At 64.8% G+C, this 18,542-nt stretch carries 20 protein-coding genes and 1 tRNA gene; 7 read left to right on the top strand and 14 right to left on the bottom strand.

What is annotated here, in order from left to right:
- The first annotated feature begins 20 nt into the window (after positions 1–20).
- Positions 21–1,040 (top strand): ketol-acid reductoisomerase, encoded by a 1,020-nt coding sequence (gene ilvC / locus EN853_RS06100; protein WP_127858793.1) that lies wholly within the window; start codon positions 21–23, stop codon positions 1,038–1,040.
- Between the two features lie 181 nt (positions 1,041–1,221).
- Here ilvC and EN853_RS06095 read toward each other — a convergent pair whose 3' ends face one another.
- Together EN853_RS06095 and EN853_RS06090 are read right to left on the bottom strand one after the other, a co-directional pair.
- Complete coding sequence (locus tag EN853_RS06095) at positions 1,222–1,506, bottom strand: PilZ domain-containing protein (protein ID WP_127858794.1); 285 nt, start codon at positions 1,504–1,506, stop codon at positions 1,222–1,224.
- Positions 1,507–1,673: 167 nt separating this feature from the next.
- The gene (locus EN853_RS06090; RefSeq protein ID WP_127858795.1) at positions 1,674–2,276 is read right to left on the bottom strand and encodes a BA14K family protein; all 603 of its coding nucleotides are present in this window, start codon (positions 2,274–2,276) and stop codon (positions 1,674–1,676) included.
- Between the two features lie 166 nt (positions 2,277–2,442).
- On the opposite strand from EN853_RS06090, the gene EN853_RS06085 reads away from it, so the two are divergent.
- Together EN853_RS06085 and EN853_RS06080 are read left to right on the top strand one after the other, a co-directional pair.
- Entirely contained in the window at positions 2,443–3,555 is a 1,113-nt protein-coding gene (locus tag EN853_RS06085; RefSeq protein ID WP_127858796.1) for an endonuclease/exonuclease/phosphatase family protein, read from the top strand.
- A gap of 4 nt (positions 3,556–3,559) precedes the next feature.
- Entirely contained in the window at positions 3,560–4,285 is a 726-nt protein-coding gene (locus EN853_RS06080; RefSeq protein ID WP_127858797.1) for a hypothetical protein, read from the top strand.
- 81 nt (positions 4,286–4,366) lie between these two features.
- Here EN853_RS06080 and EN853_RS06075 read toward each other — a convergent pair whose 3' ends face one another.
- A complete protein-coding gene (locus EN853_RS06075; protein ID WP_245516833.1) occupies positions 4,367–5,464 on the bottom strand; it encodes a 1-aminocyclopropane-1-carboxylate deaminase in 1,098 nt (365 codons plus the stop codon).
- A gap of 148 nt (positions 5,465–5,612) precedes the next feature.
- On the opposite strand from EN853_RS06075, the gene EN853_RS06070 reads away from it, so the two are divergent.
- Positions 5,613–6,089, top strand: a complete 477-nt coding sequence (locus EN853_RS06070) for an Lrp/AsnC ligand binding domain-containing protein (protein ID WP_127858798.1) — start codon at positions 5,613–5,615, stop codon at positions 6,087–6,089.
- 22 nt (positions 6,090–6,111) lie between these two features.
- Here EN853_RS06070 and EN853_RS06065 read toward each other — a convergent pair whose 3' ends face one another.
- The 4 genes from EN853_RS06065 to EN853_RS06050 form a co-directional block, all read right to left on the bottom strand.
- A complete protein-coding gene (locus EN853_RS06065) occupies positions 6,112–6,354 on the bottom strand; it encodes a hypothetical protein (protein WP_127858799.1) in 243 nt (80 codons plus the stop codon).
- 90 nt (positions 6,355–6,444) lie between these two features.
- A complete protein-coding gene (locus EN853_RS06060) occupies positions 6,445–7,662 on the bottom strand; it encodes an ABC transporter permease (protein ID WP_127858800.1) in 1,218 nt (405 codons plus the stop codon).
- Positions 7,659–8,363: an ABC transporter ATP-binding protein gene (locus EN853_RS06055; protein WP_167524388.1), complete on the bottom strand. Its 705-nt coding sequence runs from the start codon at positions 8,361–8,363 to the stop codon at positions 7,659–7,661. The genes EN853_RS06060 and EN853_RS06055 overlap by 4 nt, the downstream gene beginning before the upstream one ends.
- A 5-nt stretch (positions 8,364–8,368) precedes the next feature.
- The gene (locus EN853_RS06050) at positions 8,369–9,655 is read right to left on the bottom strand and encodes an efflux RND transporter periplasmic adaptor subunit (protein WP_127858802.1); all 1,287 of its coding nucleotides are present in this window, start codon (positions 9,653–9,655) and stop codon (positions 8,369–8,371) included.
- A gap of 132 nt (positions 9,656–9,787) precedes the next feature.
- Between EN853_RS06050 and EN853_RS06045 the strand changes: the two genes are divergently transcribed.
- The 3 genes from EN853_RS06045 to EN853_RS06035 all read left to right on the top strand — a co-directional run bounded on the left by EN853_RS06045 (position 9,788) and on the right by EN853_RS06035 (position 12,068).
- Positions 9,788–10,690: a PhzF family phenazine biosynthesis protein gene (locus tag EN853_RS06045; RefSeq protein WP_127858803.1), complete on the top strand. Its 903-nt coding sequence runs from the start codon at positions 9,788–9,790 to the stop codon at positions 10,688–10,690.
- Positions 10,691–10,794: 104 nt separating this feature from the next.
- Positions 10,795–10,870 (top strand) — tRNA-Lys (locus EN853_RS06040).
- A 454-nt stretch (positions 10,871–11,324) separates the two neighbouring features.
- A complete protein-coding gene (locus EN853_RS06035) occupies positions 11,325–12,068 on the top strand; it encodes a glycosyltransferase family 25 protein (RefSeq protein ID WP_127858804.1) in 744 nt (247 codons plus the stop codon).
- Positions 12,069–12,214: 146 nt separating this feature from the next.
- Here EN853_RS06035 and cobT read toward each other — a convergent pair whose 3' ends face one another.
- Genes cobT through cbiE form a run of 7 tightly spaced genes read right to left on the bottom strand, consistent with a single transcriptional unit; the run spans position 12,215 to position 18,542 of the window.
- The gene (cobT, locus tag EN853_RS06030; RefSeq protein WP_127858805.1) at positions 12,215–13,240 is read right to left on the bottom strand and encodes a nicotinate-nucleotide--dimethylbenzimidazole phosphoribosyltransferase; all 1,026 of its coding nucleotides are present in this window, start codon (positions 13,238–13,240) and stop codon (positions 12,215–12,217) included.
- A 24-nt stretch (positions 13,241–13,264) separates the two neighbouring features.
- The gene (locus EN853_RS06025) at positions 13,265–14,032 is read right to left on the bottom strand and encodes an adenosylcobinamide-GDP ribazoletransferase (RefSeq protein ID WP_127858806.1); all 768 of its coding nucleotides are present in this window, start codon (positions 14,030–14,032) and stop codon (positions 13,265–13,267) included.
- Positions 14,029–15,345, bottom strand: a complete 1,317-nt coding sequence (locus tag EN853_RS06020; RefSeq protein ID WP_127858807.1) for a cobyrinate a,c-diamide synthase — start codon at positions 15,343–15,345, stop codon at positions 14,029–14,031. Before EN853_RS06020 ends, EN853_RS06025 begins: the two co-directional genes overlap by 4 nt.
- Complete coding sequence (gene cobA, locus EN853_RS06015; RefSeq protein WP_127858808.1) at positions 15,342–16,160, bottom strand: uroporphyrinogen-III C-methyltransferase; 819 nt, start codon at positions 16,158–16,160, stop codon at positions 15,342–15,344. Before cobA ends, EN853_RS06020 begins: the two co-directional genes overlap by 4 nt.
- A complete protein-coding gene (cobM, locus tag EN853_RS06010) occupies positions 16,157–16,921 on the bottom strand; it encodes a precorrin-4 C(11)-methyltransferase (protein WP_127858809.1) in 765 nt (254 codons plus the stop codon). Before cobM ends, cobA begins: the two co-directional genes overlap by 4 nt.
- Positions 16,918–17,304, bottom strand: coding sequence for a cobalamin biosynthesis protein (locus EN853_RS06005; protein WP_127858810.1), 387 nt, complete (start codon positions 17,302–17,304; stop codon positions 16,918–16,920). The genes cobM and EN853_RS06005 overlap by 4 nt, the downstream gene beginning before the upstream one ends.
- Positions 17,301–18,542: a precorrin-6y C5,15-methyltransferase (decarboxylating) subunit CbiE gene (gene cbiE, locus EN853_RS06000; protein ID WP_127858811.1), complete on the bottom strand. Its 1,242-nt coding sequence runs from the start codon at positions 18,540–18,542 to the stop codon at positions 17,301–17,303. Before cbiE ends, EN853_RS06005 begins: the two co-directional genes overlap by 4 nt.

Here is an 18,542-nt window from a genome sequence, read left to right as displayed (position 1 = left end):
AAACGGGAAGGAAGACCAAAATGCGTGTCTATTACGATCGTGACGCCGATCTCAATCTGATCAAGGGCAAGAAAGTCGCCATCATCGGTTATGGCAGCCAGGGCCGGGCGCATGCGCTCAACCTCAAGGATTCGGGTGTCAAGGAGATCGCCATCGGTCTGAAGGCCGGCTCCGCCACCGCCAAGAAGGTCGAGGCCGACGGGCTCAAGGTGATGAGCGTGGCGGATGCCGCCAAATGGGCCGACCTGATGATGATGGCGACGCCCGACGAGCTGCAGGCCGACATCTACAGATCGGAAATCGCGCCGAACATCCGCGACGGGGCGGCGATCGCGTTTGCGCACGGCCTCAACGTGCATTTCGGCCTGATCGAGCCGAAGGCTTCGGTCGACGTCGTCATGATCGCGCCGAAGGGCCCCGGCCACACGGTGCGCGGCGAATACCAGAAGGGCGGCGGCGTGCCGTGCCTGGTCGCCGTCAACCAGGATGCCTCGGGCAACGCGCTCGATCTCGCGCTCTCCTATGCCTGCGGCGTCGGCGGCGGCCGCTCGGGCATCATCGAGACCAACTTCCGCGAGGAATGCGAGACCGACCTGTTCGGCGAGCAGGTTGTGCTGTGCGGCGGCCTGGTCGAGCTGATCCGCGCCGGCTTCGAGACGCTGGTGGAGGCCGGCTACGCGCCGGAGATGGCCTATTTCGAGTGCCTGCACGAGGTGAAGCTGATCGTCGACCTGATCTATGAAGGCGGCATCGCCAACATGAACTACTCGATCTCGAACACCGCCGAATGGGGCGAATATGTCTCGGGTCCGCGCATCATCACCGCCGACACCAAGGCCGAGATGAAGCGCGTGCTGAAGGACATCCAGACCGGCAAGTTCACCTCGGAATGGATGCAGGAATACCGTGCCGGTCTGTCGCGCTTCAAGGGCATCCGGCGCATGAACGACAGCCACCAGATCGAGGAAGTGGGTGCGAAGCTCCGCGCGATGATGCCATGGATCGCCAAGAACAAGCTGGTCGACAAGGCGAAGAACTAGGAGGCCTGCGCCAATTCTACCCTCTGCCGCAGGTTTCTGCGCTTCCGGTGCTCACGGACCTCAAGTCCGCTCCGCTCCGGTTCTCGAAACCCGCACCAACTGACTCGGCAGGGCGAATTGTCATCAGACTACCTGCGTGAGACATCAAAGCCGGCGGAGCGGTCCGCCGGCTTTTTCACGCTCAACCGTAATGCCAGCGTGGTTTCGGCTCGGTGCCGGTGAACTCGACACCGATACGGTCCTCGCGGCGCCAGCGGATGATCGCCTTGTAGCCGATGCCGTCGGTCGCAACGTAAAGCAGGAATTCGTCGGGCACGCGCGCCTCGATCGGCACCTTCAGTTCGGCGCCGCCCGGATGCATGTTGCGCACCGTGCACGCGACCTCGGAATTGTTGATGCCGGTCAGGATCGCAGCGCCTTTCAGCACGCGTTGCCGGTGCTTGCCTCTCGGTTCGTTCTCAGGCATGGCGGGCACGTCCTGGCGAATCGCGACATGGCGATCATGATTTGGGGCACTGCATCACCGATAGACGCCCCTGCTGAATTTAGAGTTATTGCCTGCGGCAATTGATTTTTGCCGACAAGAAAACGGCGCCGCTAAGGGCGCCGTTTCTTTTCTCCAGCCGACGGGGCTCAGATATAGGGCGAAATGCACTGCCGGCGCGGGCCATAGTTAGGCTGGAACGTGTTGTCCCAGGCCCGATACGAGCGGTAGCGGTCATAGCACCATTGGACATGGGCCCTGGACAGCCGCTCGGTCCGATAGAGGCGCCGCGGCTGATAGTAGCGCGGATAGGGATCATAATAATAGGGATCGTAGTAATTGCCGTAGGCCAGGCTGCCCAGGCCTAGGCCGAGGCCGAGCCCCAGAATGGCCGCGTCGCTATCACTGAAATGCCGATGATGGCGATGATGCCGCCAGCGCCAGTCGCCATTCCAATCGCCGCCATCCCAGTTGCGGGAGAAATGACGGCTGCGGAAGTTGTCGCCGCGCCACCTGTAGTCGCGGCCGCGCCACTCGCCACCGCGCCGCCAGCGCCAGTCATACATCTGCGGCGAGTAGTTGTTGCCGCCGGCCCATTCGTCGCGGACCGGGATGATTTGCGGCGCAGTCGCATTGGTCGCGGTCGACAGATCGGGTTGCAGGATCGGGCCGGCGATCGACGTCGCCGTCAGACCCGCCATTAGGCTCAGGGCAACCAGCCCGGAGCCGAGAGAAGACAAGAGCGGTTTCATTTCACTCTCCAAGGAGCAAAGGCCCCACGCCCAGAAAACCCCCGGGAATGGGCCTATTAATGGGACTTTTCACCTGAACGGAGGATGAACGGAAAGGTTCCGTCAACCATGACGGGCATGCGCCTGGCTCTTGTCTTCGCCTTAGCTTGCAGGCAAAGGTCTCGCCATGTCGCTGCGCCTTGCCACCTTCAACGTCGAGAACCTGATGAACAGGTTCGATTTCTCCGGCTATCGCAACCAGCTCAACGAAGACCGGACGCTGGCGCTGTTCGATATCCAGAGCGAGGCCGAGTATAGGCTGCTCGAACAAGCGCGCACCATCGCCCAGTCTGACGATACCCGCCAGTTGACGGCGCTCGCTATAGCCGCGACCCGCGCGGATATCATCTGCATGCAGGAGGTCGACAATATCGAGGCGCTGAAGGCTTTCGAATACGGCTATCTCTTCAAGATGATCGGGCAGGGCTACCGCCAGAAATACACCACCGCCGGCAATGACTCCCGAGGCATTGACGTCGCTGTGATGATGCGCAGCGAGACGGCCCAGGGCCAGCCGATCGAGTTCGTGCGCATGACTAGCCACGCCTATGTCACCTTCGAGCAGTTCGGCCTGTTCACGCCGGAGCTTGCGGCACTCGGGCATCTCGCCAGCGACCGCATTTTCCGGCGCGACTGCCTGGAAATAGACGTCACAGTGGGCGGCGTGCCGCTGACGCTTTATCTGGTCCATTTCAAGTCGATGGGCTCGCCGCGCAACGGGCTCGACGGCCGCGAGGCGACGATGCCGCTGCGCATCGCCGAGGCGCAGGCCGTGCGCCGCATCATCGAGGACCGGTTTGGCAAGGACCACGCCGCCGACAAGCGCTGGGCGATCTGCGGCGACCTGAACGACTACCGGCAACGCGTGAAGATCGAAGGCGACAGCTTCGACGGCTACCGTTTCGAGGTGGTCGACGAAGCCCAGTCCTCGATCAACGTGCTGATAGCGGGCGGCTTCTGTGAGAACGTCGTCGAGCGGCGGCCGGAGATGGACCGCTGGAGTTTTTACCACACGCGCGGGCCGGAGGAGCGGCATCTGTGCCAGCTCGACTACCTCCTCCTGTCCAAGGCGCTGGCGGCGAAGAACGCCACAGCGGTGCCGGAGATCATCCGCAACGGCCAGCCATGGCGTACCATCTTTCCGTCCGGGCAGGAGGTGGAACGTTTCCCGCGCGCCGGCTGGGACAGGCCGAAGGCCTCCGACCACTGCCCGGTGGTGATCACCCTGGACATGGCCTGAGCCCGTGAGTTTCGACCTGCCGCGCAACGTGATCTTGCCGGTCGACGACGTCGACGTAAGGCTCGACCCAAATCCGCATCCCTTCGAACGCGACAATCGGGCAGCGATCGCCGAAAACTGGCGGCGCGAAATGGAGGCGAAGCCGGCGCTGTATGACGGTACGGTGGTGCTGCTTTCGGCGCTCAGCTATCGCGACAGCCGGCTTATCGGCCGCTGCCACGCGGTGAAGTATTCGACCTTCATGCTCTGGCGCAAAAACCGCGAGCTGAGCGGCGCCGAACATGCCTATGCGCATGCCGTGCTGGTCGCCGGCGACAATGCGCTGGTGGCGATCCGCATGGGTTCGCATACGGTCAATGCCGGCCGTGTGTATTTCGCCGCCGGCTCCTTCGAGCCGGTCGATTTCCGCGACGGCCTCGTCGATGTCGATTTCAATATGATCCGCGAGGTGGGCGAGGAGACCGGGATCGACCTGTCAGCGGCCCGGCGGGGACGGCGCTATCATGCGCTGTCGACGGCCAGCGGCACGGTGATCTTCCGCCGCTACCGGGTGGCCGAACATGCCGATGATCTGGCGCGGCGCATCAGCGCTTTCGTCGCCGCCGAGACCGAGCCGGAGATCGAGGGGCCGGTCGTCATCCGCCATGCCGAAGACCTGCCGGACGGCCTGATGGGCCATATGAAGCCGCTGATCGAGTGGCATTTTGCTCGCAGCGGCACGGATCTCTGATCCTGGATGTCGCCTTGCAGGCGCACCGTCTTTCACGATCCGGCAACACGTCACTTTGGCAGCCGCCTGGACGAAGCCGGATCACGGAAAGATTGGAAGCAACGTGTCCTCAGGCGCGCGTTCCCGGGCGGCGGACTCACTCACGAGCTTGGTCGCCGGGCGTTCGTCCTTGTAATAGTAGCTGTAGCCGTTGATGGCCGGTGCGCCACCGAGATGCGCGTAGAGAATTCTCGAACCTTCGGGGAAGAAGCCTTTCCTGGTTAGATCGATCAGGCCCTGCATCGATTTTCCCTCGTAGACCGGATCGGTGATCATGGCCTCCGTGCGGGCCGCCAGCCGGATCGCGTCGTTCGTGGCTTCTGACGGAACGCCATAGGCCGGATAGGCGTAGTCGGGGTTGATCACGATTTCGTCGTCGCGAATAGTGCGGCCCAGCCCGACGAGCGCGGCGGTGTCGTCGACGATGCGGCGGACCTGCGCGCGGGTCTGGTCGATTGTCCCAGAGGCGTCGATGCCGATCACCCGGTCGGCGCGGTCTTGCGCGGCGAAGCCAACGATCATGCCGCCCTGCGTCGACCCGGTCACGACGCACACGACAATGTAGTCGAAGGTGAAGCCGAGCTCGGCCTCCTGCCTAGCCACCTCCTCGGCAAAGCCGACATAGCCCAACCCGCCGAATTTGTGCACCGAGGCCCCGGCGGGAATCGGATAGGGCTTCCCGCCAGCGTCCTTCACCGACTGGATCGCGTCCTGCCAGCTCTTGCGGATGCCGATGTCGAAGCCGTCGTCGACGAGCCGGCTGTCCGCGCCCATCAGGCGCGTCAGGAGGATGTTTCCGACCCGGTCGTAGACCGCATCATAGTGCGGCACCCATTTCTCCTGGATCACCACGCATTTCATGCCGATTTTGGCTGCCGTCGCCGCCACCATGCGGGTGTGGTTCGACTGGACGCCGCCGATCGATACCAGCGTGTCGGCGCCGGTGCGAAGAGCGTCTGGCACGATGTATTCGAGCTTTCTCAGCTTGTTCCCGCCCATGGCGAGACCGGAATTGCAATCGTCACGCTTTGCGTAGACTTGCACCTTCCCGCCCAGCGCCGCGCTCAGGCGCGGCAGATGCTCGATCGGCGTCGGGCCGAAGGTCAGCGGATAGCGTTCAAACTTGTCGAGAAGTGACATCGATCTGTCCTCCGCCATGGTGGTTTTCGATAGACAAAGGATAGCCGAACGAGGGCGAAAGGTGCTCTCGAAGGATCGCCAGGATTTTTCCACTTCCATCAAAAAATGCGCTAAGCTTGGTCTTGGTCGTCCATTCAGGCTCATGGAAATGGAAGAAACTTCCGACCCAACTTTCGACCGCGTCGACATCAAGATCCTCCGGGCCCTTCAGTCCGAGGGACGGCTGACCAACGCGGAACTGGCGGCGCGTGTGAATGTCAGCGCCGCCACATGCCACCGGCGCACGCAACGCCTGTTCGAAGAGGGTTACATCACCGGGGTCAGGGCTGAGATCGCTCCCGCCGCCGTAGCGCTTGGCGCGCTGGTGATGGTCGGCGTCGTGCTCGACCGCTCGACGCCGGAAAGCTTCGCCGCTTTCGAGGAGGCCGTGCTCAAGCTCAAGGAGGTGCTGGATTGCAATCTGGTGGCGGGCGACTTCGACTATCTGCTTAAGATAAGGGTGCGGGACATGGCCGATTTCAACAAGCTCCACGGGCAGAAGCTGATCGCGCTGCCGGGCGTCCGGCAGACCCGGACATTCTTCGTCATGAAGGAGGTCAAAGAGAATGCGCGACTTCCGTTTTGACAGGTCGCGATCTTGACGATGGTCAGCGTCGCCCCTTGTCCTGCAATGCCTTGCGGTCGTTGCGGGCGGCGACGAAAAACAACATGACGCCGAGGCCGAGCAGCGCGCCCATCGCCATTCCCATCGTCTGGCCGACAACCTCCTGGAAATTCGCAGCGACGCGATCGGGATTTTGGATGCCGTAGCGGGCCAGATACCACCACAGGCCGGCCAAGGCGACCTCGAAGATCGCCAGCACCAGGATCAGCCGCGCCTTCCTGCTCATTCGGATCTCCCCCGCATAGCAAAGGCCACTGCAATCGCATTGCCGGGTGTGCGACAACAGAGGGCGGGCGAATCCCTGCGGCGGCCGCGCCTATTCATGCCTCAGCGCGTCGATCGGGTCGAGCCTTGCGCCGCGCAACGCCGGGAAGAAACCGAACACCATGCCGATCAGCGCCGAGAAACCGACGGCGAGCAGGATGATTGCCGGGCTTGGCGCGAACGGAATGGTCAGCGTCGCCGAGGCAAGGCCGGCGAGCGCCAGTCCGATCAGGATGCCGATGATGCCGCCGAGCAGCGACAAAACCGTCGCCTCGACCAGGAACTGGATGAGGATGTGCTTCTCATGTGCGCCGATCGCCAGCCTGATGCCGATCTCGCGCGTGCGCTCGGTGACCGACACCAGCATGATGTTCATGATGCCTATGCCGCCGACCAAGAGGCTGACGCCGGCGACGGCGCCCAGCATACCGGTCATGGTGGTGGTGGCGCTGGCCATGGCGTCGGCGATCTGGGTCATGTCGCGGATCGAGAAATCGGGATCGCGGTCCGGCGTGATGCGGCGCGTATCGCGCAGGATGTCCTCGACGCGCGGCTGCAGTTCGGTGGTCGGCGTCCGGTCGTCGGCGGCGATGTAAATAGAATCGATGTCGCGGTTGCCGGCGATGCGCCGCTGGTAGGCGGCCAAAGGCATCAGCACGACATTGTCCTGATCCTGGCCGAAGCCGGTATAACCCTTCGCCTCCAACAGGCCGATGATCCTGCAGGAGGTGCGGTTGACGCGGATGGTCTCGCCTTCGGGATCGCCGGCACCGAAGAACTGCTGGCGCACCGTCTCGCCGATCAGGCATACGCCGGCGCCGGCGCGCGTCTCGGAATCGCTGAAGGGGCGGCCCGACACCAGCTTCCAGTCGCGCGCGTCGAGATAGGCGCTGTCGGTGCCGGTGACGCCCGATGTCAAGCTCTCTGTGCCGAAGATGACGCGCACCTGTTTCTGCGAGGCCGGCGCGATGGCGCGAGCGCCGCTGAGATGGGCGACAAGTGCTGCAAGGTCCTTGGCGGCCAGCGGGCGGGTGACCTGGTCGAGGCCGCCCGGTCCGCCGGGCCCGGCGGGGCGGCCGGAGCGGACGACCAAGAGATTGCTGCCGAGCTTGGAGATATCGGCCTTGACCTTCTCGGTGGTGCCTGAGCCGATGGTGAGCATGGCGATGACGGCGGCGACGCCGATGACGATGCCGAGCAACGTCAGGAACGAGCGCAGCACGTTCCTGCGGATCGATATCAGCGAAAGGCGGACGGTCTCCCAGATCATGCTGCCTCGGCTTTCGCCGTATCCGAGGCGACGTGGCCGTCGAGGAAGCGCACGGTGCGCTCGGCATAGGCCGCGACATCGGCCTCGTGCGTGACCATGACGATGGTGAGCCCGAGCTCGGCATTGAGCCTGGTCAGCAATTCCATAATCTCGTGCGTGCGCGCGGTGTCGAGATTTCCCGTGGGCTCGTCGGCGACGAGCAAGGTGGGTTTGGTGACGATGGCGCGCGCAATGGCAACGCGCTGCTGCTGACCGCCCGACAGCTCGGCAGGCGTGTGATGCTCGCGCCCGACAAGTCCCACCTCAGCCAGCGCCTGCATGGCGAGATCTCGGCGCTCGCGGGCGGAAACGCCGCGATAGATGAGAGGCAGCTCGACGTTCTCCGCCGCCGTGGTGCGGGGCAGGAGATTGTAGCCTTGGAAGACGAAACCGACATAGAGGTTGCGCAGCAAAGCGCGGCGGTTGCGGTCGAGCCGGCCGGCATCGACGCCCTCGAATCTGTAGGTTCCGGCCGTCGGCGTGTCGAGGCAGCCGATGATGTTCATGGCCGTCGACTTGCCGGAGCCGGACGGGCCCATGATGGCGACGAATTCGCCTTTTCGAATTGCGAGATCGACGCCGGCGAGAGCATGCACGCGCGCTTCGCCCTCGCCATAGCTCTTCCAGACCTTGTCGAAAGTGATGAGCAGGGGAGCGGACATCATTGTCAGCTCCGCTGCTGTGAGCCGATGATGACCTCAGCGCCTTCCTTGAGGCCGGACGTGATCTCGGTCTGCTCGCCGTCGGTCGAGCCGATCCTGACGTTGACCGGATGCGGCCGTCCGTTTTCCAGCACATAGAGCGTGCGCGAACCGTCGGTCGGCGCCTTTGTCGCCTCGCGCTGCCGGTTCGGGCGACCCATGCGGCCGGTGAAGAGGTCGCTGAGGCTCCAGCCGCGGGCCGCTTGTTGCGCCGGACGGTAGCGGAAGGCAGTGGCCGGCACCGTGAGCACGCCCTGGGCCTGCTTGGTCACCACCGCGACCGTGGCGGTCATGCCGGGCCTGAGCAGAAGCTCGCTGTTGTCGACTTCCAGCCGTGCATTGTAGGTGACGACGCCGTCGGTGGTGACGGAGGCGTAAGAGATGTCGCGGATCTCGGCATCGAAAGGGCGGTCCGGGAATGCATCGACGGTGAAGCGGGCATGCTGGCCGGGCTTGACCTGGCCGATATCGGCCTCGTCCACCGCTGCCTGCAGCTCCATGTTCCGCAAGTCGGCGGCAAGGACGAACAGCACCGGCGCCTGCAGCGAGGAGGCGACCGTCTGTCCGGGGTCGACCGAGCGCGTGAGCACGATACCGTCGATCGGGGCATAGATGGTGCTCTTGGCAAGGTCGGTCTGCTGGGCCTTCAGATCGGCCTCAGCGATGGCGAGATTGGCTTCGGCGCTTTCGAGCGCCGCCTTGGAGCGATCGCGCGTCGCGGTCGCCGCCTCGAGCGACTGGTCCGTCGCCATGCCGCGCCTGGTCAGCGCGCTCGCGCGGACCACCGCATTCTCGTTTTCCTGCAGCGTGACCTTGGCGTCTTCGACGCTGGCTGCGGCCGCCTTGGCCGAGGCGGTGGCGCGCTCGATCTGGACCTCGAGCTTGGCGGTGTCGAGCGTCGCCAGCACGTCGCCCTTCTTGACCTGCTGGTTCTCGTTGACCGCGACGGAGCGAACGATGCCGGAAAGCTCGCTGGAGATGTCGACCTGCGTTAGCGGCTGCAGCGTGCCGGTTGCCGACACCTGGACAGTCAGGTCGGCGATTGTTGCCGGAGCTGTCGTGTATTCGATTCGGGGCGGCGAGGCGGCGTTCCACCGGTAGACGCCATACGCGGCCGCCACGACCGCCAGCACCAGCAGAACGTAGAGCCAGCCGCGGCGACGCTTGCGGCTCACGCCTTTGCGGTCGAGCCCGAGAGCTGTCTCGATGGAAGTGTTGGATTCCGCCTTTGGCGGATTGACAACCTGGTCCACGCCGGACCCCTATAGTCGAAATTGACGTCCCTATCCGTGCACAAATCAGGCCTTGTGGTTCGAATTTCAAATTAAATTTCCCTCATGTTGGGATTGAGGCAGAAATTCGGAGCGAGGCGGAAGGTTTTCTCCATGGCGAGCAATTACTTGCTCTACGATGTGTTTACGAACGAACGGCTGGCCGGGAATCCGCTCGCCGTCGTGCTCGACTGCCAGGGGCTGGACACGGTCGCCATGCAGGCGATCGCACGCGAATTCAACCTGTCCGAGACGGTTTTCGTGTTCCCGCCCGACAACTCCAAGCACCGCAATCGCATCCGCATCTTCACGCCTGATTATGAGATGCCGTTCGCTGGCCATCCGACCGTCGGCTCGGCGATCGCGCTTGCGGAGCAGGCGGGCGAGGCGGCGGGCATCTTCGTGCTGGAGGAGAATATCGGCCCGGTGCGCTGCGCGGTGAGCAAGCATGACGGGGCCATCTTTGCCGAATTCGACCTGGCGAAACTGCCGGAGCGGCTGGAACTCGTCGCCGACCCCGAGATGATCGGCGCGGCGCTTGGGCTTGGCCCGCACGAAATCGGCTTCGAGAATCACCGCATCTCGTTCTGGTCGGCTGGCGTGCCCTACGTCACCATTCCGGTCGCCGACCTTGAAGCGGCGGCAAAGATCCGGCTGGACAACCAGGCCTGGTCGGAACTCGCTTCGCGCAAGAGCGAATGGGCCTTTGCCAGCCCTTATGTCTATTGCCGCGAGACGGTGCATCACGACAGCGCCTTCCATGTCCGCATGGTCGTGCCCGGCAATCCCTCCTACGAAGACCCGGCGACTGGGTCGGCGGCGGCCGCCTTTGCCGGCGCCATCATGCATTTCGATGCTCCGACGGACGGGATCTCGCAGCTTTGGATCGAGCAGGGGCTGGAGATGGGCAGGCCCTCGCGCATCCGGCTGGAGCTCAATGTCGACGGCGGAAAGCTGGCCTCGGCCCGCATCGGTGGGCACGCAATCAAGGTCGCGGAAGGCAAGCTTTTGATCTGACACCTGCGGCAATTCGGCGATTTGTCGGGAAATGATCCAGCAGGGCTGGACATCGCCGAATCCGGCGGCTATATGCGCCGCCGACGCTGGGTTTCCGGCGGTGTGGGTGTGTAGCTCAGTTGGTAGAGCAGCTGACTCTTAATCAGCGGGTCCACAGTTCGATCCTGTGCACACCCACCATCTAATTCTTTGATATCCCTGGATTAGACGCTGCGCCCGCGTCGAAAGACACGGTTCAGGAACTTGCCGGTCGAAGGCGAGGCTGTTGTCGACGCCATTTTCGGCGTCGGTCGGGGCACGCTCCTTGCCCCCGGAAAAATCGCCGATGAGCCACCAAGCGAAAATCAGGAAAAGAACAAATACCGCTGTGTCGATCGGACCGTAGCTATGATCTCCGCTGCGGCGAAGCACACCAGCGACAAGCACGGCAATGGCCAAAGCAGCGGCCGCGGGACGACGTTTCAGCATCCACCAGGTCTCTTCGAGAATCGGTGCCCATGGCGGGTCCTCCATGCGAGGAACTCTGTGTGCAACAAACACGTCGACAGGTCCAAACAACATCCGGATCAAGGATCGTATTGAGCTGTTGCTTTTCGTTGGGTAGAACGATTTCGGGCTTTGGGGGTATTCGAAAATGCGGTCGTTCTACATCAACCTGGCGGTCTCGGTTGACCGTCGTGAATGGTTTGACGCGCAAGCAAGCCGTTTAGGTCTCGACATCGAACGATTTGAAGCGGTGAGCAACACTTCGATCGCGGACAGTGTAGCTGTCCAGTTCAATGTTTCAAAAGAAACGATCGCCTGCTTCTTCAGTCATCGCGCGATCTGGAACGAAATCGCCAACGGTCCCGACAGGTTCGCCGCGATTTTTGAGGACGACGCGCATCTCAGCGACGATCTGCCGGCATTTCTGAACGATGTGTCGTGGATACCGGCCGACGCCGACATCGTTCATCTCGAAAAATTGGGAAAGCGGTTTGTCGGTATCGATGCCGGGCAGAAAGCGCTTGGCAGAAAGCTGTATCAGGCGATTTCGGGATTCGCCGGAGCGGCGGCCTATGTCATCTCGCGTGAATGCGCCGCGAAGCTACATGCAACCTTCACCGAAATCGATCAGGACTTCGACCTGCATCTGTTCAATGATGGAATGCCAAGTCTGAAGATCTACAAAATCGGTCCCGCGCTATGCATGCAGGACCGGTTCACTGCCGCCCCACGTTTTGCATCGACGATCGTGCGGCCCCGGATGTCGAACCGTGTCGACGCTCCTGAGGCCGTGTTGCGCGAGGCGGCACGACTTTACAAGAGGCTGGCCTCCTTCGCCGTCCGCTCCTTGCGGCTGCGCCGCCCCAGGCTCATTGCAATCAAGATCAAATGATGCGGCCCGCGTGCAAGACCGGTTCGACGTTTCACGGAATCCCCGAACCGCTCTAAGTATTTGTTTTTGCGCAATTCCGGACGGAAAACCGCTGCACACTTTTCCGGAATTGCTCTAAGTTGGTTCTTCAACCAGCTAGCTGCTTGTCATTTTTCCGATACGCCGGCCTCGGCGAAGCTTGCCATCCTTGCGTGGCATTCCAGCGCCGAGCGCACGATGTTGACGGCAAGGCAGGCGCCGGAGCCTTCGCCAAGCCGCATGCCGAGATCGAGCAGCGGCGGCAGGCCGAGTGCTTCGAGCAGGCGGCGATGGCTGGCTTCGGCCGAGACATGAGCGGCGATCGTGTGCGCCAGCCCGGTCGGGTGCAGCCTTGCCAGCGGCGCCGCGGCAGCGGTGCAGACGAAGCCGTCGAGCAGTACCGGCACGTTGCTGCGGCGCGCGGCGAGCGTGGCGCCGAAGATGGCGGCCAGCTCGCGTCCGCCAAGGGCCGCGGCGATCTTCAAAGGATCGGACAGCGATCCGGCATGCCGTCTGAGGCCGGCCTCGATGGCCACGACCTTGCGCTGCAGCCCGGCATCGTCGACGCCGGTGCCGCGCCCGGTCCATTTTTCCGCGCCGCCGCCGAAAAGGGCCGTCGAGATCGCTGCGGCCGGCGTGGTGTTGCCTATGCCCATCTCGCCAAAGCAGACAAGATCGAGGTCTCCGGTCACGGCATCATAGCCGGCCGAGACGGCAGCGAGGAAAGTCTGCTCGTCCATTGCCGGCACTTGCGTGAAGTCGCCCGTGGGATGGTCGAGATCGAGCGGGATGACGTCGAGCTTTGCGCCGGCAATGCGCGCGAGCTGGTTGATGGCGGCACCCCCGCCGGCGAAGTTCGCCACCATCTGCACGGTGACTTCCGACGGATAGGCCGAAACGCCCTGCGCGGTGACGCCGTGATTGCCGGCAAAGACGAAGACCTTGACGTTGTCGAGCTTAGGCATGTCGCGGCCCTGCCAGCGGGCCAGCCAGGCGGCGATCGTTTCAAGGCGGCCGAGGCTGCCCGGCGGCTTGGTCAGCGTGTCCTGGCGGCTGGCCACGGCACTGGCCGCGGTATCGCTGCCGGAAGGGAGATCAAGGCAGGCGGAACGCAGGTCTTCGAGCGATTTGAAGGACGTTGATTGCAGGGACATGGGGGCAAGGTCTCCAAAAGAGAATCAGGAAAGGCAAACGGAAGCGACGAGCAGGACCGCGATCTCGCCGAACTGCTGCAGCGCACCGATCGTGTCGCCGGTCTGGCCGCCGATCTGGCTGAGGCAAAGCGCGCGGAACGCTGCGAACATCAGGCCGAGCAGGATGATTGCGGCAATCGCGCCGCCGAGGCCGAGGGTCAGCAGCGCCACGGCGCCGAGCGCGGCCCCGACACCTGCGGTTTCGGCGCTCACGGAGCCGGCGTTGGCCGACAAGCCATCGGTGCGAGCAGGCGGCAGAAGATGCATGAAAGCGCCAAACAGGCCGCGCGAGGCGGCGTGGGCGGCCAAAAGCGCCAGGAAGACGTGACCTGGGCCGGCCAGTTCCGAAAGCGCGCTCCAGCGGATGAGCAGCGAGACGCCAAGCGCTGCCGCGCCATAGGCGCCGATGCGGCTGTCGCGCATGATCTCCAGCTTCCTCTCGCGCGTTCTGCCGCCACCGAACCCGTCGGCGATGTCGGAGAGACCGTCCTCGTGCAGGCAGCCGGTGACGAGCATCGTCGCGGCGAGCCCGAGCGCCGCGGCCGGGCCGGCGGCAAGACCCAAACCGCTGGCAATGGCATAGGCGAGCGCGCCGATGACCGCCACGGCGAGACCGGCAAAAGGCGCGGCCCAGATCGCATTGGCAAGGCCGCGGCCGCCGAAATCGCCCGACGGCAGCCTCAGCCGCGTGAAAAAGACGAGGCAGAGGCCGATATCGTCCAGCAACCGGCGAGGCTCGGAGAGGCCGCTCATGCGCTCCTCGCTATGGCGTGGAAGAAGGTGCCGCTGACAAGGCCACGCCGGTAGCCCGAGGCGCCGAGCGGATTGCCCTGGCCGTCGGCAAGGTCAGCCAGGGGCTCGTCGTTGCCGGTGGCCGTCGTCTGCGCATAGTGGAACTCGTGGCCGCGGATCAACGTGCCTTCGCTACCGAGCGGGCAGGCGGTGCGCAGCCGAGCTTCGCGATAGCCGAGATTCATCTTGCGCCTGGCGAAGCTGGTCGAATGGCCGAGCAGGCCAAGCAGGCGGTGGCTCTGGCCGTCGGCGTCCTCCAGCATTTCGCCCAGCACCATGAAGCCGCCGCACTCGCCGTGCACGGGCTTCGTCGCGGCGAAGCGCGCCATTCCCGCGCGGAAGTTGTCGGCGGCCGCCAGCCTGCCGGCATGCAGTTCGGGATAGCCGCCGGGCAGCCAGCAGACATCGCAGTCTGAGGCGGGCGCTTCGTCGGTAAGCGGCGAGAAGGGAACGATTTCGGCACCTGCCCTGCGCCAGTGCGCGATGACATGCGGGTAGAGGAAAGTGAAGGCGGCATCCTCGGCCAGCGCGATGCGCTGCCCGGGCGGCTGCAGGGCGTCGCCGAAGTCGCCGGCCGCCGGTTCAAGCGGGGTTGCAAGCGCCAGAACGGCGTCGATCTCGATTGACTTCTCGACCATGTCGGCCAGCCGGTCGAGATGCGCCATCAGGTTCTCATATTCGCCAGCTTGTACCAGGCCGAGATGCCGCTCGGGCAGGTTGAGCGTTGGATCGCGCAGGATCGCACCGACCACCGGCAAGCCGATCGCCTCGATCGCGTCGCCCGACAGCCGCCGGTGACGCTCGCTGCCAAGGCGGTTGAGCACGACGCCGGCCATGCGCACATCCGGATCATAGGTGGCAAAACCCTTGGCGACGGCGGCGGCCGTCGTCGATTGCCCTGAGACGTCGAGCACCAGAAGCACCGGCAGGCCGTAGAGCCGGGCAAGGTCGGCGGCCGAACCTGATCTGCCTTCAGGCGCGGGAATGCCGTCGAACAGGCCCATGGCGCTTTCGAGGATGACATACTCGGCATCGTCCGCCGCTTGGCTTGCCAGCGCGTTGAGCAGGGAAGGCGACATTGCCCAACTGTCCAGGTTCACGCCGGAGAGCCCGGTGGCGGCGGCGTGGAAGCCGGGGTCGATGTAGTCCGGCCCGGACTTTGCGCCGCGCACCTTGAGCCCGCGCCGGGCCAGCGCGCGCAGCAGGCCAATGGTGACACTGGTCTTGCCCGAGCCTGAGCGCGGCGCGCCGATGATGATCGCCCGCGCCGTCATGCCTCGCCCGCCAGTGCCGCGCGCATTGCGACGATGCCGCCGACGACGATCAGCGCCGGCGAGGCAAGTCCGGCGGTCGCGGCTTCCTCGGCGATTGTTGCAAGCGTGGCGACGACGGTGCGCTCCTGCGGCGTGGTCGCCGCGACGATCACGGCCGCCGGCGTCGACGGCGCAAGCCCGCCTTCGAGCAGGGCCGAGGCGATGATCGGCAGATTCGCCATGCCCATATAGACGACGACCGGCTGGCCGGTGCGGGCAATCGCTGCCCAGTCGATGTCGTCGTCGGTGCCCGCCGCATGGCCGGTGGCGAGGATGACGGCCTTGTTGATGCCGCGCATCGTGGCAGGGATGCCGGTGGCGGCGAGCGCGCTAAGGCCGGAGGTCAGGCCGGACAGCACTCGGAATGGAATGCCTTCCCGCGCGAGTGCCAGCGCCTCTTCCCCGCCGCGACCGAAAATATAGGGATCGCCGCCCTTGAGGCGCACGACGCGGCGTTCCTCGCGGGCAAGCCGCACCAGCAGCGCGTTGATGTCGTCCTGCTTCATCGAAGGCTGGCCGCCGCGCTTTCCTGCGTAGAATAGCTCGGCGCCTTCGGCGACCGCGACGACCTCAGGAGAGACCAGCGCATCATAGACCAGCGCATCGCATTGCCCGAGCGCCGCCAGCACCTCCAGCGTCAGGCAGCCGGGATCGCCAGGGCCGGCACCGGCCAGCCAGACATGGCCGGGTTTCAACTCGCGCGGCTTGAAGTTCAGCCGCGCCAGCGCCTGCTCGACCGTAGTTTGTCCGTTTCTGTTCAAGGCGCTGCCGTTCACAATCCGTCCCGTCCGCGAAAACGCCGCTGGTAGTGGGCGTCGTAGAGTGAGCTTTCGCCAAAATCCTGCGCGGCCAATGCGCTGCCGACGAAGATGATCGCTGTCCGCTCCATCGGGTTTTCGGCCAGCAGCGCTTCGATGGTGCCGAGCGTGCCGGTCAGGATGCGCTCATCCGGCCAGGAGGCGCGGAAGACGACAGCGACCGGGCACTCGGCGCCATAGAGCGGCGTCAAATCGGCAACGATGCGGTCGATGGCGTGGATGGCGAGATGAATGGCAAGCGTAGCGCCGGTGCGGCCGAAGCCGGCGAGCGTCTCGCCTGGCGGCATTTTCGAGGCGCGGCCGGAGACGCGGGTCAGCACCAGGCTTTGCGCCAGTTCTGGAATGGTGAGCTCGCGCCGCAGCGCCGCAGCGGCCGCCGCGAAGGACGGCACGCCCGGCGTCAGCGTGTAGGGGATGTCGTGCTTCTCCAGTCGCCTGATCTGCTCGGCCACAGCGCTCCAGACCGAAAGGTCGCCTGAGTGCAGGCGCGCGACGTCCTGGCCGGCCTTGTGGGCGGCGACATATTCGGCCTCGATCTCGTCGAGCGACATCGGCGCGGTGTCGATCAGTTTGGTTCCCGGTGCGCAATGGTCGAGCAGTTCCGGCGCGACGATCGAGCCGGCATAGAGGCAGACCGGGCAAGAGGCGAGCAGCCGGCTGCCGCGCAAGGTGATGAGGTCGGCCGCGCCCGGGCCGGCGCCGATGAAATGGACGGTCATTCGGCACCTCCGCCAAGCGCGATGGCGCAGGTCACTGGACCGAGCACAATGCGTGGCCCGAGCAGTCTTGCACCCTTGCCGGCAACCGCCAGGGCTGCCGCTTCCGAAACCGAAGGCGTGCCGGTATGCGCCTGCGACAATTCGGATCGGCTGATCGTACCGGAGGCAGCGGCCTGCAGCGCGCCGTCGCTGACGACGATCACCGGTAGGGCGAGGTCGCGTCCGGCGAGAAAGATCGCCTCCTCGTCGCGCTTGATTTCGCCCGTTGCCAGCCCCGAAAGCGCGGTCATCGCCAGCCCATGCGCTTCGAGCGCGGTCTCGATCGCGGCGCGCACGTCGCGCGCCGTCACGCCCTTCCGGCTGCCGATACCCGCGACCATCATGGCTTCACCCAGCTCCACTGGATGACCGGCATGGCCGGACGCCAGGCCTGCATCGAACCGACGGGCGCCGCGCGCGAGAGCGCGATGCGGGTGAGATCGCCGCCGCGCCTGTTGTGCTGGTCGAGAAGCAGCGCCTCCATCTCCAGCGTCACCGCATTGGCGACCAGCCGGCCGCCAGGACGCAGGACCTTGATCGCCTTCTCCAGCACGCCGGCATCGCTGCCGCCGCCGCCGATGAAGATCGCGTCGGGCGTCTCCAGCTTTGCCAGCGCCTTCGGCGCCGAACCTTCGATGACGGCAAGGCCGGGCACGCCGCAATGCGCGGCGTTGCGGCGGATACGGGCGGCGCGCTCCAAGTCGACCTCGATGGCGATGGCGCGCATGGACGGGTGCGCCAGCATCCATTCGATGCCGATCGAGCCGGAGCCGGCGCCGATATCCCACAGCAGCTCACCCCGGCGCGGCGCCAGCGCCGACAGCGTGATGGCGCGGATCTCGCGCTTGGTGATCTGGCCGTCATGCTCGAACAGATGGTCGGCGAGACCGACGGTCAAGGGCAGGATGCGCGCATCCGGAGTCGATTCAATTTCCAGCGCCAGCACGTTGAGCGGATTGATTTTTTTTAGATCGAAGGCATCGGCGCGCGCGGTACGACGCTTCTCATCCGGACCGCCGAGCGCTTCGAGGACCGTCAAGCGCGAAGGGCCGAAGCCGAGTTCGTCGAGCAGCCCGGCAATGGCGGCAGGCGCGTCCCCGTCGGAGGTCAGCGCAAGGATACGCGCGCCCGGATGGAGCAGGGGCCTGATCAGGTCGATCGCGTGGCCGTGCAGCGAGATGGCCTCGACGTCCTGCAGCGCCCAGCCCAGGCGGGAGGCCGCAAGCGAAAGTGACGACGGCGCGGGAAGCACGAGCATCTCATCCGGCTCTGCCTTGCGCGCCAGCGTGACGCCGACGCCATGGAAGAACGGGTCGCCGGACGCAAGCACGCAGACGCTTGTTCCGGCGAGTTCCAGCACGTCGCGCATTTCGGTGTCGAACGGCGTCGGCCATGGACGAGTCTCGCCCTTTACCAGGGATGAAACCAGCGCGAGATGCCGCTTGCCGCCGAAGACGACTTTGGCCTCGGCAATCCGCCGCTTGGCCTCGTCGCCGAGACCCGCTAAACCGTCCCCGCCGATGCCGACGATCGTCAGCCATCTTGAGGCTGGCTTGGCAGCGCGCGGACCCTTAGCAGGCAT

Source organism: Mesorhizobium sp. M1C.F.Ca.ET.210.01.1.1 (assembly GCF_004791585.1).
Lineage (GTDB): Bacteria > Pseudomonadota > Alphaproteobacteria > Rhizobiales > Rhizobiaceae > Mesorhizobium.
The sequence above is the reverse complement of the archived record's forward strand: the minus strand, read 5'-3'. Positions and strand labels throughout refer to the sequence as shown.

Bases quoted from the DNA above. Each gene is read 5' to 3' on its own strand.
- EN853_RS06090 (WP_127858795.1), bottom strand. From the start codon at position 2,276: ATGAAACCGCTCTTGTCTTCTCTCGGCTCCGGGCTGGTTGCCCTGAGC.
- EN853_RS06075 (WP_245516833.1), bottom strand. From the start codon at position 5,464: ATGTCACTTCTCGACAAGTTTGAACGCTATCCGCTGACCTTCGGCCCG.
- ilvC (WP_127858793.1), top strand. From the start codon at position 21: ATGCGTGTCTATTACGATCGTGACGCCGATCTCAATCTGATCAAGGGC.
- EN853_RS06045 (WP_127858803.1), top strand. From the start codon at position 9,788: ATGGCGAGCAATTACTTGCTCTACGATGTGTTTACGAACGAACGGCTG.
- EN853_RS06025 (WP_127858806.1), bottom strand. From the start codon at position 14,032: ATGAGCGGCCTCTCCGAGCCTCGCCGGTTGCTGGACGATATCGGCCTC.
- EN853_RS06095 (WP_127858794.1), bottom strand. From the start codon at position 1,506: ATGCCTGAGAACGAACCGAGAGGCAAGCACCGGCAACGCGTGCTGAAA.
- EN853_RS06065 (WP_127858799.1), bottom strand. From the start codon at position 6,354: ATGAGCAGGAAGGCGCGGCTGATCCTGGTGCTGGCGATCTTCGAGGTC.
- EN853_RS06005 (WP_127858810.1), bottom strand. From the start codon at position 17,304: ATGATGGTCGCGGGTATCGGCAGCCGGAAGGGCGTGACGGCGCGCGAC.
- cbiE (WP_127858811.1), bottom strand. From the start codon at position 18,542: ATGCCTGCTAAGGGTCCGCGCGCTGCCAAGCCAGCCTCAAGATGGCTG.
- EN853_RS06085 (WP_127858796.1), top strand. From the start codon at position 2,443: ATGTCGCTGCGCCTTGCCACCTTCAACGTCGAGAACCTGATGAACAGG.
- EN853_RS06060 (WP_127858800.1), bottom strand. From the start codon at position 7,662: ATGATCTGGGAGACCGTCCGCCTTTCGCTGATATCGATCCGCAGGAAC.
- EN853_RS06055 (WP_167524388.1), bottom strand. From the start codon at position 8,363: ATGTCCGCTCCCCTGCTCATCACTTTCGACAAGGTCTGGAAGAGCTAT.
- cobT (WP_127858805.1), bottom strand. From the start codon at position 13,240: ATGTCCCTGCAATCAACGTCCTTCAAATCGCTCGAAGACCTGCGTTCC.
- EN853_RS06035 (WP_127858804.1), top strand. From the start codon at position 11,325: ATGCGGTCGTTCTACATCAACCTGGCGGTCTCGGTTGACCGTCGTGAA.
- cobM (WP_127858809.1), bottom strand. From the start codon at position 16,921: ATGACCGTCCATTTCATCGGCGCCGGCCCGGGCGCGGCCGACCTCATC.
- EN853_RS06070 (WP_127858798.1), top strand. From the start codon at position 5,613: ATGGAAGAAACTTCCGACCCAACTTTCGACCGCGTCGACATCAAGATC.
- EN853_RS06020 (WP_127858807.1), bottom strand. From the start codon at position 15,345: ATGACGGCGCGGGCGATCATCATCGGCGCGCCGCGCTCAGGCTCGGGC.